Annotated in this window: 25 protein-coding genes and 2 pseudogenes; 5 read left to right on the plus strand and 22 right to left on the minus strand. The window is 71.8% G+C overall.

The window, feature by feature from the left end; translation table 11 throughout:
* Positions 1 to 63: 63 nt before the first annotated feature.
* The 19 genes from O1G22_RS19435 to O1G22_RS19525 form a co-directional block, all read right to left on the minus strand.
* Positions 64 to 729, minus strand: coding sequence for a response regulator (locus O1G22_RS19435; RefSeq protein ID WP_270082496.1), 666 nt, complete (start codon positions 727 to 729; stop codon positions 64 to 66).
* Positions 726 to 2072, minus strand: a complete 1347-nt coding sequence (locus O1G22_RS19440) for a sensor histidine kinase (protein ID WP_270082497.1) — start codon at positions 2070 to 2072, stop codon at positions 726 to 728. The genes O1G22_RS19435 and O1G22_RS19440 overlap by 4 nt, the downstream gene beginning before the upstream one ends.
* Positions 2073 to 2205: 133 nt before the next feature.
* Positions 2206 to 2889, minus strand: a complete 684-nt coding sequence (locus tag O1G22_RS19445) for a response regulator (RefSeq protein ID WP_225097382.1) — start codon at positions 2887 to 2889, stop codon at positions 2206 to 2208.
* The gene (locus O1G22_RS19450) at positions 2886 to 4346 is read right to left on the minus strand and encodes a sensor histidine kinase (RefSeq protein ID WP_428986384.1); all 1461 of its coding nucleotides are present in this window, start codon (positions 4344 to 4346) and stop codon (positions 2886 to 2888) included. Before O1G22_RS19450 ends, O1G22_RS19445 begins: the two co-directional genes overlap by 4 nt.
* Before the next feature lie 10 nt (positions 4347 to 4356).
* Positions 4357 to 5526: an acyltransferase family protein gene (locus tag O1G22_RS19455; RefSeq protein WP_270086463.1), complete on the minus strand. Its 1170-nt coding sequence runs from the start codon at positions 5524 to 5526 to the stop codon at positions 4357 to 4359.
* Positions 5527 to 5608: 82 nt separating this feature from the next.
* The gene (locus O1G22_RS19460) at positions 5609 to 6592 is read right to left on the minus strand and encodes an alpha/beta hydrolase (RefSeq protein WP_270086464.1); all 984 of its coding nucleotides are present in this window, start codon (positions 6590 to 6592) and stop codon (positions 5609 to 5611) included.
* A 540-nt stretch (positions 6593 to 7132) separates the two neighbouring features.
* The gene (locus tag O1G22_RS19465) at positions 7133 to 8032 is read right to left on the minus strand and encodes an alpha/beta hydrolase (protein ID WP_270082498.1); all 900 of its coding nucleotides are present in this window, start codon (positions 8030 to 8032) and stop codon (positions 7133 to 7135) included.
* A 192-nt stretch (positions 8033 to 8224) separates the two neighbouring features.
* On the minus strand, positions 8225 to 9418 hold the full coding sequence (gene kynU / locus O1G22_RS19470) for a kynureninase (protein ID WP_270082499.1): 1194 nt from the start codon (positions 9416 to 9418) through the stop codon (positions 8225 to 8227).
* A complete protein-coding gene (locus O1G22_RS19475; protein ID WP_270082500.1) occupies positions 9411 to 10259 on the minus strand; it encodes a tryptophan 2,3-dioxygenase family protein in 849 nt (282 codons plus the stop codon). The genes kynU and O1G22_RS19475 overlap by 8 nt, the downstream gene beginning before the upstream one ends.
* 151 nt (positions 10260 to 10410) lie before the next feature.
* Positions 10411 to 10824, minus strand: coding sequence for a DUF3151 domain-containing protein (locus O1G22_RS19480; protein WP_225097387.1), 414 nt, complete (start codon positions 10822 to 10824; stop codon positions 10411 to 10413).
* 57 nt (positions 10825 to 10881) lie between these two features.
* A complete protein-coding gene (locus O1G22_RS19485; RefSeq protein WP_270082501.1) occupies positions 10882 to 12336 on the minus strand; it encodes an MFS transporter in 1455 nt (484 codons plus the stop codon).
* A 63-nt stretch (positions 12337 to 12399) separates the two neighbouring features.
* Positions 12400 to 13422, minus strand: a complete 1023-nt coding sequence (gene fbaA, locus O1G22_RS19490) for a class II fructose-bisphosphate aldolase (RefSeq protein WP_225097389.1) — start codon at positions 13420 to 13422, stop codon at positions 12400 to 12402.
* A 143-nt stretch (positions 13423 to 13565) separates the two neighbouring features.
* On the minus strand, positions 13566 to 14114 hold the full coding sequence (gene pyrE / locus O1G22_RS19495; RefSeq protein ID WP_270082502.1) for an orotate phosphoribosyltransferase: 549 nt from the start codon (positions 14112 to 14114) through the stop codon (positions 13566 to 13568).
* A gap of 10 nt (positions 14115 to 14124) precedes the next feature.
* The gene (locus O1G22_RS19500) at positions 14125 to 14913 is read right to left on the minus strand and encodes an aldose epimerase family protein (RefSeq protein WP_270082503.1); all 789 of its coding nucleotides are present in this window, start codon (positions 14911 to 14913) and stop codon (positions 14125 to 14127) included.
* Positions 14914 to 14926: 13 nt separating this feature from the next.
* Positions 14927 to 15772, minus strand: a complete 846-nt coding sequence (locus tag O1G22_RS19505) for an SRPBCC domain-containing protein (RefSeq protein WP_270082504.1) — start codon at positions 15770 to 15772, stop codon at positions 14927 to 14929.
* 54 nt (positions 15773 to 15826) lie between these two features.
* On the minus strand, positions 15827 to 17464 hold the full coding sequence (locus O1G22_RS19510; protein ID WP_270082505.1) for a polyamine aminopropyltransferase: 1638 nt from the start codon (positions 17462 to 17464) through the stop codon (positions 15827 to 15829).
* A 79-nt stretch (positions 17465 to 17543) separates the two neighbouring features.
* The gene (locus O1G22_RS19515; protein WP_270082506.1) at positions 17544 to 18065 is read right to left on the minus strand and encodes a DUF2617 family protein; all 522 of its coding nucleotides are present in this window, start codon (positions 18063 to 18065) and stop codon (positions 17544 to 17546) included.
* Between the two features lie 383 nt (positions 18066 to 18448).
* Positions 18449 to 18817 (minus strand): hypothetical protein, encoded by a 369-nt coding sequence (locus tag O1G22_RS19520; RefSeq protein ID WP_270082507.1) that lies wholly within the window; start codon positions 18815 to 18817, stop codon positions 18449 to 18451.
* 307 nt (positions 18818 to 19124) lie between these two features.
* A complete protein-coding gene (locus O1G22_RS19525) occupies positions 19125 to 19361 on the minus strand; it encodes a helix-turn-helix transcriptional regulator (RefSeq protein WP_270082508.1) in 237 nt (78 codons plus the stop codon).
* 315 nt (positions 19362 to 19676) lie between these two features.
* Here O1G22_RS19525 and O1G22_RS19530 point away from each other — a divergent pair, with 315 nt between their 5' ends.
* Complete coding sequence (locus tag O1G22_RS19530) at positions 19677 to 20351, plus strand: hypothetical protein (protein WP_270082509.1); 675 nt, start codon at positions 19677 to 19679, stop codon at positions 20349 to 20351.
* A gap of 67 nt (positions 20352 to 20418) precedes the next feature.
* On the opposite strand, the gene O1G22_RS19535 is transcribed toward O1G22_RS19530, so the two are convergent.
* Entirely contained in the window at positions 20419 to 20997 is a 579-nt protein-coding gene (locus O1G22_RS19535) for a chloramphenicol phosphotransferase CPT family protein (RefSeq protein ID WP_270082510.1), read from the minus strand.
* A gap of 174 nt (positions 20998 to 21171) precedes the next feature.
* Between O1G22_RS19535 and O1G22_RS19540 the strand changes: the two are divergent.
* Positions 21172 to 21348: pseudogene (locus O1G22_RS19540) on the plus strand (IS701 family transposase); the annotation flags it as partial.
* A 270-nt stretch (positions 21349 to 21618) separates the two neighbouring features.
* Positions 21619 to 22809, plus strand: a complete 1191-nt coding sequence (locus O1G22_RS19545; RefSeq protein WP_270082511.1) for a pyridoxal phosphate-dependent aminotransferase — start codon at positions 21619 to 21621, stop codon at positions 22807 to 22809.
* Positions 22810 to 22832: 23 nt separating this feature from the next.
* Here O1G22_RS19545 and O1G22_RS19550 read toward each other — a convergent pair.
* Positions 22833 to 23072 (minus strand): annotated as a pseudogene (locus O1G22_RS19550) (5,10-methylene tetrahydromethanopterin reductase); the annotation flags it as partial.
* A 14-nt stretch (positions 23073 to 23086) separates the two neighbouring features.
* Between O1G22_RS19550 and O1G22_RS19555 the strand changes: the two are divergent.
* Complete coding sequence (locus O1G22_RS19555) at positions 23087 to 24409, plus strand: ABC transporter ATP-binding protein (protein WP_270086465.1); 1323 nt, start codon at positions 23087 to 23089, stop codon at positions 24407 to 24409.
* A 101-nt stretch (positions 24410 to 24510) separates the two neighbouring features.
* Positions 24511 to 25143: a hypothetical protein gene (locus O1G22_RS19560; RefSeq protein ID WP_270082512.1), complete on the plus strand. Its 633-nt coding sequence runs from the start codon at positions 24511 to 24513 to the stop codon at positions 25141 to 25143.
* Between the two features lie 11 nt (positions 25144 to 25154).
* Here the strand turns inward: O1G22_RS19560 and O1G22_RS19565 are convergent, their stop codons facing one another.
* On the minus strand, positions 25155 to 25400 hold the full coding sequence (locus O1G22_RS19565; RefSeq protein ID WP_270082513.1) for a helix-turn-helix domain-containing protein: 246 nt from the start codon (positions 25398 to 25400) through the stop codon (positions 25155 to 25157).
* Between the last annotated feature and the right edge of the window lie 221 nt (positions 25401 to 25621).

Here is a 25621-nt window from a genome sequence, read left to right on the forward strand (position 1 = left end):
TCGCTCCCCCGCTCATGCTCCCCGTCGATGCGATTCGATGCGGCACGACGTTACGACACCAGGTCAGCCCGGTGTGACCAGGCGGGCCTCGTACGCGAACACCGCCGCCTGGGTGCGGTCCCTGAGCCCCAGCTTGACCAGGATGCGGCTGACGTGGGTCTTGATGGTCGACTCCGCCACCACCAGACGCTCGGCGATCTCCGCGTTCGACAGGCCCTGGGCTATCAGGACCAGTACCTCCGTTTCCCGCTCGGTCAGTTCGCCGTACGCCGTCTGGGCCGCCGGCATCAGGCGCGGGGGCACCGAGAGGCGGGAGAACTCCGTGATCAGGCGTCTGGTGACCGAGGGGGCCAGCAAGGACTCGCCGGCGGCGACCACCCGGACGCCGTCGGCCAGTTGGCGGGCCGAGGCGTCCTTCAGCAAGAAGCCGGAGGCGCCCGCGCGCAGGGCCTGGTACACGTACTCGTCCAGGTCGAACGTGGTCAGCACCAGCACCTTCGCCATCGCGTCCGCCGCGACGATCTCCCGGGTCGCCTCGATGCCGTTCAGCTCCGGCATCCGGATGTCCATCAGGACGACGTCCGGCGACAGTTCCCGGACCCGGTCCACCGCCTCCCTCCCGTTGACGGCCTCCCCGACGACCTCGATGTCCGGCATCGCGTTCAGCAGGACCGAGAAACCCTCGCGGACCATCATCTGGTCGTCCGCGATCAGTACGCGGATGGTCATGCGTCCCCTTCGCTCGCGGCGGCCGGCACCGGCAGGAACACCGTCACCTCATAACCCCCGTCGTCCGTCGGACCCGCCGTCATCTCGCCGTTCAGCATCGAGACCCGCTCCCGCATGCCCGTGATGCCGTGCCCGGCACCCGGTGAGGGCTTGACGAGGTGGGGCGCGGGCGGAGCGGCGTTGACCATGCGCAGGCCCAGGCCGCCCAGAACATAGCCGATCTCCACGCGGGCGCTCGCCCCCGGTGCGTGCCGCAGGGTGTTGCTGAGGGCCTCCTGGACCATGCGGTACGCCGACAGCTCCACCCCCTGCGGGAGTTCACGGACCGCGCCCGTCACCGCCTTGTCCACCGTCAGCCCGGCCTCGCGCACATTGGCCAGCAGCGCGTCCAGATCGGCGAGCGTGGGCTGTGGGGTGTCCGGGGCCTCGTAGTCCTCCGCGCGGACCACGCCCAGGACCCGGCGCAGCTCGGTCAGGGCCGCCACCGCGTTCTCCCGGATGGTGGCGAACGCCTTCTCCAGCTCCGGCGGCGGATTCTCCACCCGGTACGGCGCGGCCTCCGCCTGGATCGCGACCACCGACATGTGGTGGGCGACCACGTCGTGCAGTTCGCGGGCGATCGTCGTGCGCTCCTCCAGCAGGGTGCGGCGAGAGCGTTCGTGCGCCGTCACCGTCTGCTGCACGGTCATCTCCTGCTGGGCCTGCTTGCGTATGTGCCGGACCGTGACGATCAGCAGGATCAGCGCCGACAGGATCAGCATCGGGGCGGTGTCGGAGCCGAACCTGCCGTGGCCGACGAGTATGTCGGCGAAGAGGCCGAACAGTGCGGTCAGCACCCACATCCAGGCCGCCGTGCGCGGGCGGGTGCGCAGCGCGACGATCGTCATCACCAGCAGATGGGAGACGAAGCTGCCCGGCAGCCATGGCCAGCTGCCGTCGGCGGTGCCGATCACGGACATGACGACCGTGGCCGCCAGCGACGCCCAGAACGCGCCCACCGGACGCACCAGGGTCAGCAGGACCGGCACCAGCGCGAGCAGCCCGCACAGCAGGGCCCTCACGGGCGCCTCTTCATCCGTGAAGGCGAGGAACATGGCCACCGCGCCGCCGAGGCCCACCAGTACATGCGGGGTCCAGATTCCGTAGGACCGTATCCGGCCCGACGGACGCCGGGTGGGCGAGCCGGCCTCGGCCCGCCGGGGCAGCGGGTCGTAGGCGAAGGCGTCCTCGAACATCTCCTGGCGCAGCCCCCGCAGGGCCTCCGCCGCGAGCCGCAGCTCCGGGCTGCGCGGCCGCCCGGCCGGGCCCGGCGGTGTCGTCTGCGTGTGCGTCGTCTCGGTCACGTACAGAACGGTAGGCCGGGCCCGGGGTCGCGGTCGTCCCCTTGGAGAGGGGTCCTTGGGGGTCCCTCTCAGGTACTACGGGTCTTCGGGGCGCGGACCCGTAGGTGCCGGCGGGGCTTCGCCGGGCGGCCGGTCAGCGGGCGCCGCCCGGGCGGACCAGGCCCGACTCGAAGGCGAAGACCGCCGCCTGGGTACGGTCCCTGAGCCCCAGCTTCACCAGGATCCGGCCGACGTGCGTCTTCACGGTCTGCTCGGCCACGACCAGCCGCTCGGCGATCTCCGCGTTCGACAGGCCCTGCGCGATCAGCGCCAGCACCTCCGTCTCCCGTTCCGTCAGATCACCGACGCGCTGCTTGAGCGGGGCCCGGCCGCCGCCGTCCAGCTGGGAGAACTGGGCGATCAGGCGCCGGGTGATGCCGGGCGCGAGCAGGGCGTCGCCCGCGGCCACCACCCGGACCGCCTCGGCCAGTTTGTCCGCCGAGGCGTCCTTGAGCAGGAAGCCGGAGGCACCGGCCCGCAGCGCCTCGTACACGTACTCGTCCAGGTCGAAGGTGGTCAGCACGAGCACCTTGACGGCGGGATGCTCCACCGTGATCCGCTGGGTCGCCTCCAGGCCGCCCATCTCGGGCATCCGGATGTCCATCAGCACGACGTCCGGGGCCAGTTCGGCGGTCCGGGCGATCGCGGCCCGCCCGTCCACCGCGTCCCCGACCACCTGGATGTCGGGCTGGGTGTTGAGCAGCACGGTGAAACCCTGCCGGACCATCTCCTGGTCGTCGGCGATGAGTACACGGATGGTGCCGGCACCGCTCGTCATGGGTCCTGTTCTCCTGTCGGTGGCTCGGGGCTGCTGTGCGGCGGAAAGGGCCGTTCGGTGTCCGTCGGCTTCGGGGTGCCCTCGCGCGGCAGGAACGCCGTCACCCGGAAGCCGCCGCGCCGGTCGCCCATCGCGACGACATGCCCGCCGAGCATCGCCGCGCGCTCCCGCATCCCGAGCAGACCGTGGCCGCTGCCGGGGGACGGCGGGGCCGGGCGGCTCGGGCGGGAGTTGGTGACGTCCAGGCAGATCCCGTCCGGATAGTGCAGGACCTCCACGCTGACCGACGCGCCCGGCGCGTGCCGCAGGACGTTGCTCAGGGCCTCCTGCACGATCCGGTACGCCGACAGCTCCACGCCCGGCGGATAGCCGCGCGGCTCGCCGTCCCTCTTCAGGACGACCTCCAGACCGGCCGCCCGGGTGTTCTCGATCAGCGCGTCCAGCCGGGCGAGGTTCGGCTGCGGGGCGTCGGGGGCCGGGCCGGTGCCGGGGGCGGACAGCCGGTAGGCGTCGTCCAGGGCCTCGGGGTCGCCCGGACCCGCCGACCGCAGCACCCCGAGCACGCGGCGCAGCTCCGTCAGGGCCTCCAGGGCGTTGTTGCGGATCCCCGCCAGGTTCTCCTTGAGCTCGTCGGAGGGGTTCTCCACCAGGTGCGGGGCCACCTGGGCCTGGATCGAGATCACCGACATGTGGTGGGCGACCACGTCGTGCAGCTCGCGCGCGATACGGCTGCGCTCCTCCAGCAGGGCCCGGCGCGCCCGCTCCTCCGCGGTGATCGTCGTCTGCTCGACCAGTTCCTTACGGGCCTCGCTCCGGCCGCGCAGGGCCGAGCCGATGACGGCGGCGACGATGAACAGACCGAAGGCGGCCATCCCGGTCGGGGAGTAGCGCTGCGCTCCTACGGGGCCTTCGACGACGAAGGTCACCAGGGCGCTCCCGCCGACCAAGGCGACCGTGCCGCGGAGGCGGACGCGCAGGGCGAGGAGCAGCAGTACGGCCATGTGGGCCAGCAGCGTCGGCGTGGTCCACGGCCAGTTGGGGCCGGGGAGCCGCAGGTGTGCCAGGTGCTGGCGGGCGAGCAGCGCGGTAGCGGTGGCGGCGGACAGGGACAGGGCCCAGGCGGGGACGGGGCGCCGCAGAGCCAGGACGATGGCGGCGGCCTGGAGGAAGGTGCTCAGGAACGCCACAGCCGTGGTGAAGCCGTAGCTGTTGGCCAGCTCCTCGCCGCCGGCGAGGGCGATGCCGAGGGCCAGATAGCCGACGAGGACGTAGGTGAGCAGGCGGGCCCAGCGGTACTTCGAGAAGGGCGGCGACTGCGTCGACGGTGCCTCGCCCAGCCAGGTCCAGAGGCGGCGTCCGAGGCCGGGCCCGGCACCGGGGGCGGTGGGCGCGGGGGTGGGAGTGGCGCCGGCGGAGGGGTGGAGCTGGTCGAGATCGTGCGGGTCCGCGGGCTTCACGGAGTCAACCTTAGGCATGGTGCGGGGACTTTGCTGGGGGCAGGTGGCGGCGGACCACGTGCGACGTGCGGTGACGGGGACGGCGGGGGCCCTGTTCGTGGTGGCGGAAGGCCGCCCGGCACAGGGCCAGGACGAGGGTGAAGACGGGCAGCCAGGCGAGGCGGTACGCCACCCAGTCCAGTGAGTCGGGTGCGGTGTGCAGACCGGGCAGCCGGCCGGCTGTCAGACCGGTCGCCGTCGTGGCCATCATGGCCGTCTGGTGCCAGAGGTAGATGGTCATCGCGGAGAGGTTGACGAGGGCCACCGCCGACCACAGCAGCGGGCGGGCCATCGCGCGGCGCAGCCGGTCGCGCAGGAGCAGGGCCAGACCGCACTGGGCCAGGCCGAAGGCGACGGCCGCGAGGGTCGGCGGGTCGAGGTTGGAGATCTTCGCGCCGGGGACGCCGACCATCGACGCCGGGTAGCCCCCGCAGCCGATGAGCAGCGCCGTGGCCGCCGTACCGCCGAGGAGGAGGACCCAGGCCGCGCGCCGGCCGTCCAGTTCACCCCGGGTCCAGGCCGCGCCCAGGGTGTACGGCACGAGCCAGCCCGCCGGGAGGTTCAGCCAGGCCAGCCAGGAGGGGCCGAGGTGGAGGCCGAAGCGGAGCAGGTCGACATGCAGGACGACGGCCAGCGGCCACAGGGGGTTGAGGCGGGTGAGCAGCGGGGTGGCGGCGGTCAGGCCGGCGAAGACCAGCAGGAACCACAGCGGGGACAGGGCCAGCTTGAGCAGGGCCTCGATCGTGGCCGGCGGGGTGCCGGTGATCAGGAGGGCCAGGGCGGCGACCGCCCACAGGCACAGCAGCGCGGCCACCGGGCGGAGCAGGCGGGCCAGCCGCGCCCGCAGCCAGGCGCCGTAGCCCTCGCCTCGCGCGCGGGCCGAGGCGAGGCTGCGGGTCGCCACATGGCCGCCGACCAGGAAGAACACGGCCAGGGTCTGGAACAGCCAGGAGATCGGGGCCAGCCAGGGCATGTGCTGGAGCGGGCTGGTGGTGTGCAGGCCGCCGTCCTTGGCGACCAGCGCGGTCACCAGCCAGTGGCCGAGGACGACACCGAGGATCGCGAAGGCCCGCAGGGCGTCGACCGCTCGGTCCCGGTCGGCAGGGGTGACGGAGTCGACCTGGTGCGCGGTACGGCGCAGGGCGTGCAGGGGGTGGCGCGGACGGAGAATGTGCCGGCGAGGGGTGTGGGTCTGGGTGTGGACGGTGTGGAGTACGGCGGGCTCAGACACGGGTCACCTCCGAGGTCTCGCCGAGGGTGATCCGGGCCAGGTTGGCGAGGGAGGCCGAGCCCGGGGTGAAGTAGCCGCTGTGCTGGGCGCCGGCCGCGTCGAAGACCCGGGCGCCGAAGGCGGGGGAGACCGGGTCGGTGCCGAAGCCGAGGGTGGTGCCGAAGAGACCGACGCGGACGTGCGGGACGTGCGCCACCCAGTCGTCGCTGCCGCGGGCGGCCCAGACGCGGGCGCGGGTGTGCAGGCCGGCGGCGGAGTCCGCGCCGGTGCCGGGGCTGCCGACCAGGGCGATGTCGTCGGCGTCCAGGCCGGGGGCGGCCCGGCCGCAGACGACCGAGCCGTAGGAGTGGCAGAGCAGGGAGAGGTGTGCGCCCGGCTCGGTCGCCGCGCGCAGGTCTCGTACGAAGGCACGCAGGTGGGGGGCGGCTTCGTCGGCTCGGGTGGTCGTGGTGACCGTGGTGCTGACCGTGGCCGGGGTCGTGTAGCCGAGCCAGGCGATGACGGCGACGCGGGTGCCGTGGGGGGCGCGATGGGTGAGGTCCGCGTACAGGGCTGCGGCGGCCTTGTGGAAGCGGGCGTAGGTGTCCAGCGAGGTGTCCGAACCGGGGACCAGTACGGCGATGTGGCCGGCGTGCGACAGGTCGCCGAGCACCTCCGTGGCCTGGCCGGCACCCCGGCCGTCGAAGGTGAGGAGCGTGCGGGCCGGGGCGGCGAGCGCGCGGTCGGCGGCGGCACGGTGGCTGTCCCCGTGGGCCGCGGCCATCCGGGCGGCGCGGGCCGCGTCGGCTCGGTTCGCCGCGTAGGTGGAGTGGAGGGTGGCCGCCGTGAGTGCGGGGAGACGGGCGGGCCGGGGGGCCGGTATCCCGGGATGCGTGGTGGCGGCGGAGAGGGGGGCCGCGATGGCGGTGACGAGCAGGGCGGCGAACAACGCGCGAAGGCATCCGCGGGCCCGGCCGCTTCGTTTGCCGACCCGCACCCCCCGTGACGCTTTCGTCGCCAGGCGCGGGTGGCCCTGGTGGGGGGCCTTCGCCGTCGGCGGCTGCGGGTGAGGGGAGGGGGTGGCGGAGGGGCGGTCGTCGATCGTCGCCGGGCGCGGGTGGCCCTGGCGGGACACATGCGCCGCCGGCGGCTGCGGGTGGGAGGACGGGGACTGCGAGTCGAGTGCCGTGTGCGAGTCGGGTGCCGTGTGCGGGTCCGTTGTGGCTGGTCGCTCCCCCAAGCTCTCAACTTCGTTCGAGCAGGGAGGTACCCCCATCGCTGCGGAGCCGTATAGGGATACAGCCCCGCGCCCCTCACGGGGCCCATTCACCGCCGGCATCTGCTGGTGGGCCCGGTGCCCGGTGTGCCCCATGGTCGGCTTCCTTTCAGAATGCCCGGCCATCGGGCTTTTCTGGCAAGGAAGTTATGGAGCGAAGCGTGTCGTCGGCGTCCCGCCTGAGAGCTGTCCTGCGAGGTAGCTCTCAGGTACTACGGGTATGACCGGGGCGGGCCCCGGGGTGATCCTCCTGAGGCGGGGTCACCAGGCCAGTTGGGCGATCTCCTCCGCCACCACCGCGCACGCGTCCGCGGCCGGGTCGATCAGGGGGAAGTGGCCCACGTCCTCCAGCAGGGTAAGGCCCACCACCTCACCCGCCTTCGCCGCCGCGTCCGCGTACGACTCGGCCACCGCGTGCGGTACGACCAGGTCCGTACGGCCCTGGACCAGCGTCGTCGCGATGCCCGTCGGGAGCAGGAGGACGGGGTCGGCGTACGGGCGGCGGCCGGCGAAGGTGTCGTGGCCGCCCAGGAGTTGCAGGCTCGCGTTGCCGCAGACGTCCAGTTTCTCCGCCACCTCGAAGTCCGCGATGGGGGCCAGGGCGACGACGCCCCGCAGGGGTGCCGGGCCCGCCGTGCGCCACGGGGCGTCCGCCGGGAGGCAGTGCCGGGCCGCCGCCCACAGCGCCAGGTGGCCGCCCGCCGAGTGGCCCGTCAGCACCATGCGGCGCGGGTCCGCCTGCGGCAGCGCCGTACGCACGAGATCCGGCAGGGCGTCCAGGGCGGCCGCCACGTCGTCGAAGGTCTCCGGCCAGCGGCCGGCCGGAGGGACGGTCTCGCCCGTGTTCTGCTCGGGGATCAGGGACGACGAGGGCTCACCGCCGCGCCGGTACTCCACGTTGGCCACCGCGAAACCCCTACGGGCCAGGTAGTCCGCGAACGGCGTGATGTGCCGCCGGTCGTACCGGGCCCGCCACGCGCCCCCGTGCAGGACCACCACCAGCGGAGCGGAGACGTCCTGGTCGGACCGCGGTGCGTAGAAGTCGATCACCTGGTCGGGGTGGTCGCCGTAGGCGGAGCTGACGTCGGGGTCGACCGGGGAGTGCGAGAAGGCCGACTCCTCTTCGGCGGCGGCGCGGGCAGCTGCGGCGTCGTCCGGCATGCTCCAACCTCTCAGCGATGGAACGTGTTTGGCGTGTGGCGGACCAGATGGGGAACTTTTCGTTCACCTTGGCGGGGACGGTATCAGGCCAGTGACGTGCGCGGACATGGGGATGTGACGGAGGGTGAGGGAAAACGGTTCTGTGCGGGCCCTGGGGGAGAGACCTGACCGGCCGCTCCCCCAGGACTCCCGCTACGCCAGCTCCTCCGCCAGGATCCGCGCCGCCCGCTCCGTCTCCGCGAAGCCGACGTACAGCGGGGTGAAGCCGAAGCGCAGGACGTCCGGGTGCCGGAAGTCACCCACGACACCCCTGCTGATCAGCCGCTTCATCACCGCACCGGCGTCCGGACAGCGCAGGGCGACCTGGCTGCCGCGCTCCTCGTGCCGCTCGGGCGTCACCGACTCCACGCGGCCCGGCTCGGTGTACGCCCGCACGCAGCGCAGGAAGAAGTCCGTCAGGGCGAGGGACTTCGCGCGGACGGCCGCGACCGAGACGCCGTCCCAGACCTCCAGGGCCGCCTCCAGGGCCAGCATGGACAGGATGTCCGGCGTGCCCACCCGGCCGCGCAGCGCGCCCGGCGCCGGGGCGTACGACGGGCTCATGCCGAACGGGTCGGTGTGGGAGTTCCAGCCGGGCAGCGGGGAGTCGAAGCGGGACTGCAGCTCCTGGCGGACGTAGAGGTACGCCGGTGAACCCGGGCCGCCGTTCAGGTACTTGTAGGTGCAGCCGACCGCCAGGTCGACCCCGTGCTCGTCCAGGCCCACCGGCAGCGCGCCCGCGCTGTGGCACAGGTCCCAGACGGCGAGGGCGCCCGCCGCGTGGATCGCCGCGGTCAGCCCCGGCAGGTCGTGCAGGCGGCCGGTGCGGTAGTCGACGTGGTTCAGCAGGACCGCCGCCGTACGCTCGCTCAGGGCCGCCGGCACCTCCGCCGGGGTCACCGCGCACAGGGTGTGGCCGGTCAGGCGGGCCGCCGAGGAGGCCAGGTAGCCGTCCGTGGGGAAGGTCGTCGCGTCGACGAGGATCTCGCTCCGGCCCTCACCGGCCTCGTCCGCCATCCGAACCGCGGCCACAAGTGCCTTGAACACGTTGACACTTGTGGAGTCACCCACGACGATCTGGCCGGGCGCCGCCCCGACCAGCGGGGCGATCCGGTCACCGATCCGCTCGGGCGCGGTCCACCAGCCGCTCTCGTCCCAGGAGCGGATGCGCAGCTCGCCCCACTGGCGCCGGACCACGTCCGCGACCCGGTCGGGCACAACCGCCGGGAGCGCGCCGAGCGAGTTCCCGTCCAGGTACACAACGCCGTCGAGGACGAAGCGGTCCCGGAGCGGCGCCAGTTCGTCCGCGGCGTCGAACTTCTCTGCTTCCAGGGCCAGTTCAGACATGGGACCTCGCCGTCCACAGCTCGGGGAACACGTTCTTGCGGGCCCGCTTCTCCAGCCAGGCCACACCGGCCGAGCCGCCCGTGCCGGGCTTGGCGCCCATGGCGCGGCGGGTGGCGACCAGGTGGTCGTTGCGCCAGCGCCACACCAGTTCGGCGACGTCGGTCAACGCCTCGCCCAGGCGGGCCGGCTCGGCGTCCGGGTCGCCGGAGTAGATCGCCGCCCAGGCCTGTTCGACCTGGTCGGAGGGCTCGTAGCGCTGGGAGACGTCCCGGTGGACGACGGACGCGGGGACGGCGTGGCCGTGGCGGGCCAGGAAGCGGAGCACCTCGTCGTACAGGCTCGGCTCGTGCAGCGCCTTCGCCAGTTCCGCGTGAACGCGGGGGGCGCCGCGGTGCGGTACGAGCATGGACGCGGACTTCTCGCCGAGCAGGAACTCCATGCGCCGGTACATGGCCGACTGGAAGCCGGAGCCCTCGCCGAGGGCGGAGCGGTAGGAGTTGAACTGCGCGGGGGTGAGCTGGGCGAGCGGGGTCCAGGAGGCGTTGAGGGCCTCCAGCTCCCGTACGGAACGCTTCAGCGCGGCGATCGCGGTCGGTACGTCGTCCGAGCGGAGGGCGTTCGCCGCCGTCTCCCACTCGTGCACGATCACCGTGAACCACAGCTCCATCACCTGGGTCGTGACCAGGAAGACCATCTCTCCGGGATCGTCGGAGAGGGTGTGCTGGAGGTGGGTGAGCACGTCGGCCTTGACGTAGTCCTCGTACGGCGTGGTGCCGGCGAAGTCGAGATGCGGGGTCTCGGGCTCCTGAGTCTCGATCGACAGATGAGCCTGTTGGGACATCGCTGTCTCCTGTTGTACTCCGGGTAGCGGTCCGCCCCTGCCGATTCCGGCACGGGGGCCCCGGTCCCCAACGGCATCCTCTGCAATCGACTCCCGTACGGCAAGGCCCGTCCGTTGCCGGACGGGCCACACCGGTCCCGTGAGGGAGGGGTCAGCCCAGGGTCTGGGCGGCCGTCGGGGAGGAGTCCTTCAGGAACTGCGAGCAGCGCTCGTACTCCTCCTGCTCGCCGATCGCCTGCGCGGCGCGGGCGAGGGCGTGCAGGGCGCGCAGGAAGCCGCGGTTCGGCTCGTGCTCCCACGGCACCGGGCCGTGGCCCTTCCAGCCATTGCGGCGAAGGGCGTCCAGGCCGCGGTGGTAGCCCGTACGGGCGTAGGCGTACGACTCCACGACCCGGCCGGCCTCGAACGCGTCGTCGGCCAGCTGGGCCCAGGCGAGGGAGGAGGTGGGGTACTTGGCGGCGACGTCCGCGGGGGCGGTGCCGTTCGCGAGGGCTTCGCGGGGCTCCGGGTCGTCGGGGAGGTGGGTCGGGGGCGGGCCGCCGAGGAGGTTCTGGTGAATCGTCATGGGGTCCAGTCTGCTACGCGGCTACGACGGCCGCCGCCGGGTGGGCACCGTCCCGGCCTACACGTGTCCCTTCCCCTCCAGCGGCGGCACCGTCACGCTCCCGTAGGTCCGGCAGTCCGGATGGCGGCAGTCCGGCGCCGGGCGGCGGATCAGGGCGAGGGCCAGCGCCGCGCCCACGACCAGCACCCCCGCGCACATCGGCATCGCCCGCCGGAACGCCGTGTCGAAGGAAGACGGCACCCGGTACGCCTCCGGGCCCATGCCCGCCAGCAGCGGCAGCGCCGCCACCGCGATCAGGCCCGCGGCCCGTGCCGCCGCGTTGTTGATGCCGCTGGCCAGGCCCGCGCGGGCGGTGTCCACCGAGGCGAGGACCGTCGCCGTCAGGGGGGCCACCAGGGTGACCATGCCGGCGCCCATCACCAGCAGGGCCGGAAGGACGTCCGTGAGGTAGGAGGAGTGCGGCCCCACCCGCAGCATCAGCAGCATCGCCGCCGCACAGAGCAGTGGGCCGACCGTCAGGGGCAGGCGCGGGCCCGTGCGGTCCGCCAGGGCGCCCGAGCGGGCCGAGAAGAGCAGCATCAGGGCCGTCGTCGGCAGCAGTGCCGTACCGGCCGCCAGCGGCGAGTAGCCCGACACCACCTGGAGCTGGAGCGCCACCAGGAAGAAGAAGCCGCCGAACGCCGCGTACACGCACAGGGTGACGAGGTTGACGGCCGTGAACTGGCGTGAGGCGAAGATGTCCGGCGGGAGCATCGGGTCCGGGCGGTGCCGTTCGACCTGGACGAAGGCCACGGCCGCCGCCAGGCCCACGACCGCGGTCAGAGCCACGATCAGTGAACCCGTCCTGGCCTCGATCAGGGCGTACGTCAGCAGGGCCAGGGCCAGGGCGCCCAGCACCGCGCCCAGCACGTCGAAACGGGCGTGCCTGCCCCCGTCCGCGGACTCCGGGACATGCCGTAGGGCGACCGGTACGCACAGCAGCGCCAGCGGGACGTTCAGCAGGAACACCCAGCGCCAGCCGGGGCCGGACACCAGCCAGCCGCCCAGGAACGGGCCGACCGCAGCGCCGATCCCGCCGAACCCCGACCACAGGCCGACCGCCCGGCTGCGGTCGTCGGGATGGAAGGAGGCCTGGATCAGCGCCAGGGAGCCGGGCGTGAGCAGCGCTCCCCCGATGCCCTGCAGGGCCCGCGAGGCGATCAGCATGGCCGGGTTCAGCGCCAGGCCGCACAGCAGGGACGCGGCGGCGAACCACACCACGCCCAGCACGAAGATCTTCCGGCGCCCGTAGTGATCGCCGAGCGAGCCGCCCAGCAGGATCAGGCCGGCCAGCGTGACCATGTACGCGTTGACCGTCCACTGGAGCGCGGCCAGGCTCGCGTCCAGGTCACGGCCGATGCGGGGCAGTGCCACATTGACGACGGTCGAGTCCAGCAGGGCCATGCTGGAGCCGAGGACCGTGGTGAGCAGGATCCACTTGCCCTGGGGCGAGGCCAGCCGGACATCGGGCATGTCCCCAGGTATACAGCGGACCCGGTGACGTGGACAGTCACCGGGTCCGTCGAGAGGAGCGGGTTACTTGATCTTGTTGCCCGCCGACCGCAGGTTCTGCGTCGCCTCGACGACACGCGCGGCCATGCCGGCCTCGGCCAGCTTGCCCCAGGTGCGCGGGTCGTAGGACTTCTTGTTGCCGACCTCGCCGTCGACCTTCAGGACGCCGTCGTAGTTCGCGAACATGTGGCCCGCGACCGGGCGGGTGAACGCGTACTGGGTGTCCGTGTCGAGGTTCATCTTCACGACGCCGTTCTCCAGCGCGGTCAGGATCTCCTGCTCGGTGGAGCCGGAGCCGCCGTGGAAGACGAAGTCGAACGGGGACGGCTTGCCGAACTTGGCGGCGACGCCCTCGTTCAGCTCCTTCAGCAGCTCGGGGCGCAGCACGACGTTGCCCGGCTTGTACACGCCGTGGACGTTGCCGAAGGACGCGGCCAGCAGGTAGCGGCCCTTCTCGCCCAGGCCCAGGGCCTCCACCGTGCGGATCGCGTCCTCGACCGTGGTGTACAGCTCGTCGTTGATCTCGTGCGAGACGCCGTCCTCCTCACCGCCGGTCGGGGTGATCTCCACCTCCAGGATGATCTTGGCGGCGCTGGTGCGCTCCAGGAGCTCCTGGGCGATGGCGAGGTTGTCGGCGAGGGTCTCGGCGGAGCCGTCCCACATGTGGGACTGGAAGAGCGGGTTCCGGCCGGCCTTCACGCGCTCCTCGGAGATCGCGATCAGCGGACGTACGTACCCGTCGAGCTTGTCCTTCGGGCAGTGGTCCGTGTGCAGCGCGATGTTGACCGGGTACTTCTCGGCGAGGATGTGCGCGTACTCGGCGAGGGCGACCGCGCCGGTCACCATGTCCTTGCTGTACTGGCCGCCGAGGAACTCGGCACCACCGGTCGAGATCTGGACGATGCCGTCGCTCTCCGCCTCCGCGAAGCCGCGCAGTGCCGCGTTCAGGGTCTGCGACGAGGTGACGTTGATGGCCGGGTAGGCGAACTTGCCTGCCTTCGCCCGGTCGAGCATCTCGTTGTAGACCTCGGGGGTTGCGATGGGCATCTGTCCGCTCCTTGTGTTGCGGGTGAGAGGTTCTGCGTTACGGCCCTGACCTAGACCTTGGGTGTGACGTCATCGTCGTCCCCATCTTTCCAGACATGGACCGATGGTCCATGCGCCGGTCAAGTCCAGGTCATACCGCCGGGTCAGTCCAGACCCAGTTCATCCTTCGAGAAGGCGAACCGGTACGGAACGCCCGCACCGGCCTCGATCTTCTCGGCGGCACCGGTCGCCCGGTCCACGATGGTCGCGACGGCGACGACCTCGGCGCCGGCCTCGCGCACGGCCTCCACCGCGGTGAGCGGGGAGCCGCCGGTGGTGGAGGTGTCCTCGACCACGAGCACCCGCCGGCCGGCGATGTCCGGGCCCTCGACCCGCCGCTGCATCCCGTGCGCCTTCGCCGCCTTGCGCACGACGAACGCGTCCAGCCGCTGCCCGCGCGCGGCGGCGGCGTGCAGCATGGCGGCCGCGACCGGGTCGGCGCCCATGGTCAGGCCGCCGACCGCGTCGAACTCCAGGTCGGCCGTCAGGTCCAGCAGCACCTGACCGACCAGCGGGGCGGCCACGCCGTCCAGGGTGACGCGGCGCAGGTCGACGTAGTAGTCGGCCTCCAGACCCGAGGAGAGGGTCACCTTGCCGTGCACCACGGCCTTGTCCTTGATCTGCTGCAGCAGCGCGCCGCGTACGTCCGTCATGCCGACCAGCTTAGAGGCGCCGCCAGCTCCAGGTCGTCGTCGCCTCCAGCGGCTCCAGCGGGGTGACCAGGCGCGGGAGCGTGTTCAGGCCGTTGGGCGGGCCGGTCTGCGGCTCCACGCACACGGCCTCGGCCTGCTCGTCGTAGACGACGACCCACTCCTCGTGGCTGGTGACCTTCAGCTCCAGCTGTCCGGGCCAGGTGAGGGTGACGTCGACGCCGTCGGGCATGCCGAAGCAGTCGTCCCAGGGGCCGGGCTTCGGGTCGATGCGGTTGCCGGTGGGCAGATGGTCGTCGCCGCGCTCCTCCTGCCAGGCGGGCTCGAAGTCGAGCGTCACGTCCTGGCCGCCGAGGTTGCGGTTGAACCAGGGGTGCCAGCCGATCTGCGCCGGGAAGGAGTCGTGCCGGGCCTCCACCGACATGGTCAGCGTCAGGCTGTCCTCGGCGAGCGTGACGACCTGGGTGACGCGGCCCGGGTGCGGCCAGGGGTCGACCAGGTCGTACGTGATCACCGCCTCGTTCCGAGCGACCCGCGCGGTCTTCCAGGCGCCGTCGCGTGCGGTGCCGTGGATGGCGTGCGGCGGGGAGTTCAGCGGCATCTGGCGGACGATGCCGCCTTCGGGGAAGCGGCCCTCCCTGATCCGGCCGCACCAGGGGACCATGGGGAAACAGCCGAAGCGGTCCCCTTGGCGGAGCAGTTCCAGGGAGTCGACCCTGAGGGCGCTGATACGGCCGCCGTTGGCGGGGCTGACGTGTACTTCTGCGGTGCCCGCGGTCAGCGTGATGTCTTCGTTACTCACGGGACGACACTACTCACCTGCGCTTGCGAAGTGCCCTTGTCACGACGATCGCCGACGCCAGGGCCACGGCCGCCGCCGGGGCCGCCCAGCGCAGGGCCTGGTTCCCGGTGATCGTCTGGGGGGCCGGGACCGGGGCGTAGCGGCCTCTCGGCGGGGCGTGGTCGACCTCCTCGGCGCTGCGGCCGATCATCGTGCGGCGGGCGTGCGCGGCCTCGGCGGGGGGTTCGCCGGTGTCGGTGAAGTCGTCCGAGAAGCGGTCCGTCGCGGGGTCCAGGGAGGGCGGGGGGACCTCGGTGTCGAAGACCGAGGGGTGTTCCGCCTCCGGTGTCTCCGGTGCCTCCGGTGCCTCCTCCGGCTCCTGCGCTTCCTCGGGCTCCGGTGCCTCCTCGGGCTCCGGTGCCTCCAGTGTCTCCTCCGGCTCCCGCTCCTCCGGCTCCCGCACCGGTTCCGCCAGGTTCTCCAGGAAACGGTTCAGCAGGCGCGTCGCCGCCGAACTCACCGCCTCCGCCGGGAGTTCCGCGATGCGGCCGTCCGCGTCCGCCGTGCCCTCGGCCGTGACGGTCGTACCGCCCTCGGTCTCCGTGAGGCGCAGGGTGAGGGCGAGTTTCACGGTGCCGGTGCCCCGGGCCTCGGTGGCGTCCCCCGTGACGTCGTACGCGCCGTCCTCGCGGGGTGTGATCCGTACGGCCCCCCGGTAGGTGACGGAATGTCCGCCGACGCGCAGCTTCAGCCGGCCGGCGACGGGGTCGGCACCGGCGTCCTGCTGAAGGCCGGGGACCGCGCGGGCGACGCGTGCGGGGTCGGCGAGGGCGCTCCTGAGCGGGTCGACCGGGACCGGGACGAAGACCTGGTGCTCCATGTCGGCTGAGCCTACCCAGGAGTGGCCGGAACGTACCCTGCGACGACCGGCCGGTCAGTACCGCGGATGCACCAGCGTGGAGGCGGGCAGCCCTGGGATCCAGGTCCGCCCGGCCGCCGTCGCGTCCGCCGTCAGGCCGGCCCGGGTGAGGGTGCGCGAGTGGCCGGCGCCCAGGCGCAGCGGCGGCGCGGTGCGTCCCGGGGCCGCCAGCAGGAAGCCCCAGTCGTGCGGGGCGCGGGAGGCACCGGCCGAGCGGTCGGGGCCGGCCGCGAAGCCGGAGTCATGGCCGAGGACCCGGTAGGGGGAGGTGGCGAAGCCCGCCGCGCGGAGGGTCGCGGCCACCGTCCAGAAGACCCGGGGGCGGGTGGTGACGGCCCCGGCGTGCACGACGAGCCGGCCACCGGGGGCGAGGACGTGGCGGGCCAGGCCGTAGAACTCCTGGGAGTACAGCTTGGTACTGGCGGTGATGCCGGGGTCGGGCAGGTCGGCGATCACGACGTCGTACGCCGAGGCGGGCGCCCCGCGCAGCCAGCCGAAGGCGTCGGCCGTGACGACGTGGACGCGGGGGTCGTCGTAGGCGTGGCCATTGGCGGCGGCGAGGCCGGGGTCGTGGCGGGCGAGTCGGACCAGGCCGGAGTCGATCTCGACGAGGTCGACGCGGCGCACCCCGCGCACGCGCAGCACCTCGCGGGCGGCCATGCCGTCGCCGCCGCCGAGGATGAGCACGCGCGCGTGGGCGCCGCCGGACAGGGCCGGGTGGACGAGGGCCTCGTGGTAGCGGCGTTCGTCGCGGCCGCCGACGCGGAGCCGGCCGTCGAGGAAGAGGTCGAGCGGCTTGCCGTCGGTGCCGCCGGCCAGGACGACCTCCTGCACGTCCGTCTGCACGGCGACCCGGACGTCCTGGCCGTAGACGGCGTGCCGGGCGGCGCGTTCGAAGTCGCCGGCGAGGGCGGCGGCGGAGGCGAGGACGCCGAGGACGGTGAGGCCGACGAGGAGCAGGGTCCAGCGAGCCCGGTGCGACAGGTCGCGGCGGAAGAGGCCGAGGACGAGGGCGCCGCCCGCCACCACGTTGACCGTGCCGGTGACCAGCGCGCCCGTCAACTGGCCCAGGAACGGCAGCAGGAGGAAGGGAAAGGCCAGGCCGCCGACCAGCGCGCCGACGTAGTCCGCGGCGAACAGGTCGGCGACCGCGCCGCCCGCGTCCTGGAGCCGGATGCGCTGGATCAGCTCCATCAGCAGCGGCACCTCGGCGCCGATGAGCAGACCGATGGCGAGGGAGAAGGCGACCAGCAGGAAGCGCGGGCCGTCGGCCCAGACCCCGCCCCAGCCGCCGGTCCAGGCGAAGACGGCGTACAGCGCCATCGCGCTGCATCCGCCGATGAGCGCCAGGGTCGTCTCGATGGCGCCGAAGCCGGCCGCCGCATGCCAGCGCAGCCGCTTGGCGCCGAGCGAGCCGACCCCCATCGCGAACACCATGACGGACAGCACGACGGAGGCCTGGGTGACCGAGTCGCCCATCAAGTACGAGGCGAACGCGACGAGTTCGAGTTCGTACACCAGCCCGCAGGCCGCGCAGACGAAGACGCACACGAGGACCAGGAACCGCCCGGTGCCGGGCCGGACGGGCAGCCGGGCGGGGCCTGTCCAGTGGGGCGGGACGCGCGGGGGCGCGGGGGCGTGCGGTTCGATCACCCTGCGACGTTACGTCACACGCTCGGCACGCTTCGTCACCCACACGTGTGGATCTGGGGCGAGTTGCGGCCGAACACGTTTATGCGGCTGCGGTCGGCATCCGGGCGCCCACGCGGGTGCGGGTGGCGACCAGCTGGCCGTCCTGCGGGTAGGCGTGCCAGGTCCGCCAGTGCACCTGACCCTCGTGCCGCTGGGCCAGCATCGCGGTGAAGGCGTGCGGGCTGCCCGGGAACACGCCCGCCAGGCCGTGCGGATGGTCGGAGACCAGAGCCAGCAACTCCTGGGCGCGGCCCGCGAAGGAGCCGGGCGTGAGCAGTTCGACGCGGGCGGCGAACTCGTACTCCCAGTCGCCGACGCGTTTGGCGACGCCGAGCGGCAGCGGGGTGCTGGAGCCGGGGATGCACGCGACCGTCTCCGAACAGATGCCGCGCTCCTCCTCCAACAGCACCTGGTGGGACGCGCCGAGCAGTCTCAACTGGAGCTTCACCCCGGTCAGTTCGAGGTCGAGGGTGGCCAGTGCGGGCAGCGGTTCGCGTCCCAGGGCCCAGGCGAGGTCGGCGGCGCGCGTGTCGGTGTAGGAGGTGTTCAGGGTCGTGAGCATGGGTCGGCTCCGCTAACACACGATGAGGGAGGGAGATCGGCCACATCAGCCAGGTCGGCGTCCCGGCCGTCCCGGCCGGAGGGGGAAGTCTGCGGGGCGTCCGAGGGGGCTGCGTTGGCGTTTTAGAGGGAATCATGGACAGAGCAGCCGCCACAGCGTTTTTACCCAACTTCGTGGGGTTTCCATCCCTCAGAGGGCTCCTCTGCTCAACTGTTCAACCATGGCGTACGCGGGGGCGCGCGTCCGCACGGGCGAGCGCCCGCCGGCTGCCATCGCCCGGCGGGCGCCCGTGGTGCGGTCCGGATGCGGGATGGCTCCGGATGCGGTCCGGATGCGGTCCGGACGCGGTTCCCCCGGAACCCTGGGAGCTCAGCTGCCCCGTGTCAGCTGCCTCCCCCGCATCCGCCCCCGCCGCCGCACGAGGAACCTCCGCCGCAGGAGGAGTGGCCGCCGCAGGAGTGGCCGCCGCCGCACGAGTGGTGACCGCCGTGGTGACCGCCGTGGTGACCGCCATGGTGTCCCCCGTGGCTCCCCGAGGACGAGCCCGAGTCGCCGCCGCCCACCCACCAACTGCTCGCGCCGTCGGCGTACGCCCCCGACGAGGACGACGTCGACGACGAGGAGCGGTACGACCGCGACCGGCCGCCCCTGCCGAGCGACACCCGCGTCCGCCGGCTCCTGGCCTGACTCCGCAGCGCCCCGACGCTCACGAACACGACGACCGCCAGCACGACGAGGATGACGATGCCCATGGACGTCACCTGCTTTCCGTTCCCCCGAGACGGCCCCCCGTGGACCGCGGTGAACGAGGGATGCCCGGCCGCCCGAGGACGCAAAGCAGAGTTGAGGAACTTCTGAGGGTCCCTCAGGGGAAACGGCCCCTGACCTGCACCGCAGGGTGCTTCAGGGGCCGTCCGTGCCTCACTGGGCCGTCTGTGGGCCGTGATCTCCCCCAGAGCGTGAGGTGCTGCTAGGCGCTGGATCGCAGGCCAGGGAGCGGATTGGCCGCTGGTGGAGCCGCTAGGTCCAGCACTGGCGGGCGCTAGGTCCAGCAGCGGTTCATGCCGCGTCTTCGGGGGCGGTCTGCTCGGTCACCCAGGCGCGGACGGCGGCGGGGTCGAAGCGCAGGTACCGGCCGACGCGGAAGCCGGGCGGGCCGATGCGCTTGCGGCGCCACTGGTAGAACGTGTCGACGCTCGGCAGGCCGAACATGGCGACCAGGTCTTCGGGGGCGAGGTAGCGGCCAGGGAGACCGCCGCGCAGGATCGCGCGGGGGTCGGTCGGCTCTTCGGCCATGGCGGCGGTGACTCCTCGTGTCCGTGGGGTGGCCGTGACGGTGTCAGGCGCCAGATGGGTGTCAGGGCCGGGTGCTCCGTCCTGAGGGCCTTCCCAAGGAGAGGCCCTCACCGCCGGCATCGCCGTCTTCCGGCGGGCGCGTGGGCATTCGAATAGGAGCCGGCTCCTGACAGGCCGCACGGGATGGCGCGCGATCACGAGGATCGCGCTCGACATGCTCTGACAGACACGGAGGGGCAGGCTGGATGTAGGGCCTTGCCGACCCCTGCTTCGCTAAGGGGACATGCATCTCGTCAAGCGGGGTGAATGAAGCCTATGACGGAAAAAGACATACTTTCAGCTGTCATTCCGCTTTTGGTGCCGTTGCTGACGGCCGCAATGGGCGCCCTGGGTATTCTACTCAAAGATCGCCGCATGGAAAAGAACCGCGATCACCGAATCCGACGCCAAATCGAGTTCGGTCAAGCGGAGGTGCAATTTATTCATGCCTGGCTACAGGCCCGTCAACTGTTGGGCCCATTGGGACAAGAATCCCAATCTGCTCAAGAATGGCTGGACAGGTGCTACGCGGCGATTGAGTCCTCTCAAGCGGAGGTGTACCAGGCGGAGGTGGCACCCCAGAAGCAGTTGCCTGTCCTACGTCGACTACTCCTGCTTCGGTCGCTCCAGGGAATTTCGGCACAAATATGGCGGATCATTTACTATGCGGCGTTTGCGGGTGTCAATATTTATGTGGTCGCGATGGCCGTAGGGCTTGTGCAATGGATCCGAGGGGTGCCGGGCGCATCCGACTTGGTGTTCGGTGCCGCAATTCTCGCGGTGATCGTGTGGCTGTTCGCATCAGCCGCTCGCGCTGCTGCTGTCCGCAGTGACAGAGAAGCCCGAAAGCCAGCAGCGCCACCGCGCCGGCCTCCGAACAACATCGAGGGATGGTCCCCCCGCAAAACGCAAAAGTCTCAGCTGTGGCGCACGCCGCACGGCGATTCGTGAGAAACAGGATCGGGCCTGGGCCCAGACGGCGAAAACGAAGAGAACAGCACGTTGAGCAGGCGTGCGATCACGCCGTGGGAGATTCCTGGCTGCCCGTCAGGTAGCGTCGGCGGAGACGGGTGAAGGCGGTGGGGCGGGGGCGGTGCGGGAGGAACTCCTTGATCCGCTGCGCGCATTCGCGTGGGCTTGCCGCGCTGGAGTCGCACTCCAGGTCGTAGTCGCCGTGACCGTGGACCAGGTCGTACTGGTGCGCCGCGAGGCCCGGCGGGCGGTCGCCCCGGGCCAGCTCGCGGCGGGCCAGTTCATCCGGCGGGCAGTGGACACCGACGAACAGTACGTCCTCGGGACGTAGCACCGTCAGGCAGTCGAGCAGCCGCCACGGCTCACTCAGCACATGGTCGACCACGACGTCGTTTCCCACCTCTGCCATGGCCGCGATCGAGCGGTGGAAGCCCATCCTGGTCCGCCGCAGCGCGGCGTCGAGCTCTGCGGCCCCGAGTTCCCGCTTGGTGCGCATCGCGTTGAAGCCGTCGACCGCCATGTGGAAAAAGACGCCATCGTCCATGATCTCCACAAGCTCCCGGGCGATGCTCGACTTCCCTGAGCTGGAGGTGCCGTTCAGGAAGATGATCCGACCAGATGCCATATCGGCATGATCACATGTCAGCCGGCACCGCGTTCAGGGAATCTCCAGCGGATCTCGGCCGGTGAGCAGGATCCGCGGCAGATCCGAATCTGCAGTGATCGAGCCGGCGAGAGCTGGCGCAATGACGACCGCGGCCACCGGTGATCATCGTGGCAGCCCGACGACGGAACCATTCCGGACGGACTGATCCCGCTCACCTGCAACGAGATCCAGCGCCTATTCACCGTCCTACTCGTCAGGCCGCCTGTCCACGGCCTCGCGCACCGATGACGCTGGTCCACCTGGCGCAGACGCCACCAAGCCCGCGCACGCCGGAGCCATTACCGCCGTCAAGCCGCACTTCAGTCATGAAGATCCACATCCACGGCTGGAGTACTGACAGCCAACATGCTGGTCATCCGGGGTTTGGGCCGCTGTCGGGGGCACTGACGTCAGCGGTCCCTCCCGCTCGTGCCAGGAGCTCTTCGGGGCCCTGTGCCAGGCCGTCTGTGGGCCGTCCGACGGCGACCGACGACGACAGACGACGACAGCTCTCCCCCAGCTCAGAGGGGGCACGTCGGGTGTCGCCGCAGGCGCTCATCCCCGAACGTGAGTTGAGGAACTCCAGAGCTTGAGCGCAGGATGACCGGCATGACCTCCACCGCGCGCCCCCACCTGAACCGCCGGCTCGCCGAGTTCGGTACGACGATCTTCGCCGAGATGTCCGCCCTCGCCACGGCGACCGGGTCGATCAACCTGGGCCAGGGCTTTCCCGACACCGACGGCCCCGAGGAGGTCCGGGAGGCCGCCGTACGGGCGCTGCGCGAGGGCCGTGGCAACCAGTACCCGCCGGGGCCGGGCATCCCCGAGCTGCGCACCGCGATCGCCGGGCACCAGCTGCGCCGCTACGGGCTGTCGTACGACCCCGACACCGAGGTGCTGGTCACGGCGGGCGCGACGGAGGCGATCGCGGCGAGCCTGCTGGCCCTGCTGGAGCCGGGCGACGAGGTCGTGGCCCTGGAGCCGTACTACGACTCCTACGCGGCGAGCATCGCGATGGCGGGCGGCCGCCGGGTCCCGGTGACCCTGCGCCCGGACGGCGGCTCCTTCCGCCTGGACCTGGACGAACTGCGCGCGGCGGTCACCGACGCCACCCGCCTCCTGCTGATCAACACCCCGCACAACCCCACCGGTACGGTCCTCACGCGCGCGGAGCTGGCCGCGATCGCCGAGCTGGCGGTCGAGCGGGATCTGCTGGTCGTGACGGACGAGGTGTACGAGCACCTGGTCTTCGACGAGGCCGAGCACATCCCCCTCGCCACGTTGCCCGGGATGCGCGAGCGCACGGTCACCATCGGCTCGGCCGGCAAGACGTTCTCCTTCACCGGCTGGAAGGTCGGCTGGGTCACGGCGGACGGTCCTCTCGTCTCCGCCGTCCGGACGGCCAAGCAGTACCTGACCTACGTCAGCGCCGGCCCGTTCCAGTACGCGATCGCCGAAGCTCTGCGGTTGCCGGACGCGTACTTCGACGGCTTCCGCGCCGACCTGCGCCGCAAGCGCGACCTGCTCGGCGACGGCCTGCGCGCGGCCGGGTTCGAGGTCTACCAGCCCCAGGGCACGTACTTCATCACCACCGACATCACCCCCTTCGGCGAGAAGGACGCCTACGCCTTCTGCCGCGCGCTGCCCGAACGCTGCGGTGTCGTCGCCATCCCGAACTCCGTCTTCTACGACGACCCCGACGCCGGCCGCAGCCAGGTCCGCTTCACTTTCTGCAAGCGGGACGACGTGCTCGCCGAGGCCACCGGTCGCCTGCGACGCCTCGCGTCCTGAACTCACGGACGGGGCTTCCGGATTCACGCTCCCCGGCAGGTCGTGATGATCTCCTCCAGGTCGGCGACCGCCGCCCGGACGCCCTCGGTGAGGAGGACGGCGGTGGGGTTGAGGAGGATCTCGTCGACACCGGCGTCGCGATAGCCGGCCAGGTCCGCGGCTATCTCCCGCGGAGTGCCGGTCACGAACACCTGGGCGCGCAGGAGCTCCGCCGCCGGGTCGCGAGCACCGACGTCCACGCCCGCCCGGCGCAGCATGTCCGCGCGGGGTCATCCAACTGCTCGACGGCGGCGTTCACTTGCTGGCGACCATCGTGCTGATGGGCATGACGAGCCTGCCGCTGCTCGGCATCACCTCCGGCGTCCTGGTGGTGGTCGGCGTCGCCATCGGTGTGGTGATGCCACGCATTCGCCAGGTCACCACACGCGCGCAGACGTCGGTCGGCGAGCTCGGTGCCGCGCTCGACCGCGCGCTCGGCGCCGCCCGCACCGTGAAGGCCAACGGCGGCGAGGCGACGGAGACCGCGCGGGCCGTGGCCGCCGCCGAGGACGCCTACCAGGCCGGACTGGCCGGCGCCCGCTACCACGCCCTGATCGCGGTGCTCTCCACGCTGGTCGTCCAGGCGTCCTTCCTCGCCGTCATCGGCCTCGGTGGCGCGCTGGTCGCCACCGGCTCCCTCGATCTGGCCGCGCTGATCGCCTTCCTGCTGTACCTCTTCAATCTCGGCGGCCCGGTGTTCTCCCTCGTCGGCGGCACGACCTCGCTGCAACAGGGCCTCGGCGCGCTCGCCCGGATCGAGGAGGTGCAACGCATGCAGGTCGAGACGGACGTCGACGAGTCGCCCGCGCAGCCCGTCGGCCCGCCGCCCCAAGTGACCCTGGACGACGTCACGTTCGCCTACCCGGGCCGCCCCACGACCCTCGACCGGGTCAGCCTCACCGCTCCGGCCGGCGGCGTCACCGCGCTCGTCGGCCCGTCCGGCAGCGGCAAGACGACCGTCTTCTCACTCCTCCAGCGGTTCTACGACATCGACTCAGGCCGCATCCTCCTGGACGGCACCGACATCACCACCCTCAGCCGGGCCGAAGTCCGCCGCCGTATCGCGTACGTGGAGCAGGACACCCCGATGCTGGCGGGCACCTTCCGCGAGAACCTGCTGTACGCCGCCCCCGACACCACGGAGGAAGAGGTCTCCCGGGTACTGCGCGACACCCTCCTCGACTCCCTCGTCGCCCGGCTCCCCCAGGGGCTGGACACCGAGATCGGGGTGCGGGGCCTGGCCCTGTCCGGAGGTGAACGACAGCGGCTGGCCATCGCCCGGGCGCTGCTGCGCCGCCCGCAGGTGCTCCTGCTGGACGAGGCGACCGCACACCTGGACGGACTGAGCGAGACCGCACTGCGGCATACGGTGGAGCGAGCCGCGCGGCGGTGCACGGTGCTCCTGATCGCCCACCGGCTGTCCACGGTGACCTCCGCCCGCCACACGGTGCTGCTGGCCGACGGCCGCGTACACGACCACGGCCTGCACGGCGAACTCCTGGGGCGCAGCGCGCTGTACCGGGACCTGGCCGCCACCCAGCTGACCGCCACGGGAACATGACGGCCCCCTCGTCCGTCCCTCATGGTGTACGGCGCACGCGACGCCGTACCGCCTGACGTACTGACCATCCGTCAGACAGCAACAGCAAAGGAACGACCCGCATGCCGAAGGACCCGGCACCCTCGCCCGGCAACGCCGCCGACTCCGCCACCGACTCCGCCGCCGCGACGGGATCCGCGTACGAGGACTGGACCGACGAGGACGAGCACGAGGCGCCGGAACCCGTCGTCGAGACGGCGGTGGAGGACGACCTCTTCGGCGCGATCACCGTGCGCCTGGACACGCGCCAGGGTGAAGTGACCGTCGAGGGCGAGTCGGTGCCCCGAGTCGTCCTGCGCCGCACCGCCGGCACCGAGGCCGCCGACCACATCCCGGTCGGCACCCGCGACGGCACACTCCTCACCCTGACCGTGGACGGCGAGGAAGCCGCCATCACCCCGGCCAAGGGACGGCTCACCCGGCGCTCGTACCGCGTCGACGTCGACCACGCGGGCCACGGCCGGCGCCTGGTGCCCGACTCCATCCCGGGCAGCCGGCTGCTGCGGGACGAGCAACACGTCGGGGACTTCACCTCGGGGGGCGACGGACGGGTCCAGGCGGAGTGGCGGGAGGACACCGCCCCGAACGCGACGGACGCAGCCCTCGGCTACGCACTCGCCGCCGCGTTCGGAACCGGCGCCCAGCCCATGTGGATGATCGCGATCGAGATGATCGGGGACATGATCCCCGGGTGACTCGTCGGACGTCAGCTTCGTGCGCCTCTGATGTCGTCGGCGTACAGGTGCGAGACGATCGCCGCCTCGAACCTCGACTTGAGATCGAGCTTGCGCACGATGCTGGCGGTGTGCGCCCGCACCGTACGCTCCGCGATGCCGAGACGGCGGGCGAGCCACCGGTTCTGCTCACCGGTGGCGAGCAGCAGCAGGACCTCCCGCTCTCTGTCGGTGAGAGCGAAGAAGTCGGGAGCGTGCTTTCCTACGACGACGGCCATGCAATTCCCCCTGCAAGCGATTGGTCTGGGCGGTCTGGTCGGTCATCCAACCCGCCAAGGGCCAGCCGTCCGGACGCCCCGTGACACAGCAATTCGCTGACCGGAACGGCGTCGACTTGGCAAGTTCATGGCCAGAACATTACTATATGTTTGATTTGTTTGGCGGATTTGAATCGCATGCATCTCCGGAGTCCGCACCGATATGCGGCTCCACCGCGATG

It is taken from the genome of Streptomyces camelliae, assembly GCF_027625935.1.
GTDB classification, from domain to species: Bacteria; Actinomycetota; Actinomycetes; order Streptomycetales; family Streptomycetaceae; genus Streptomyces; species Streptomyces camelliae.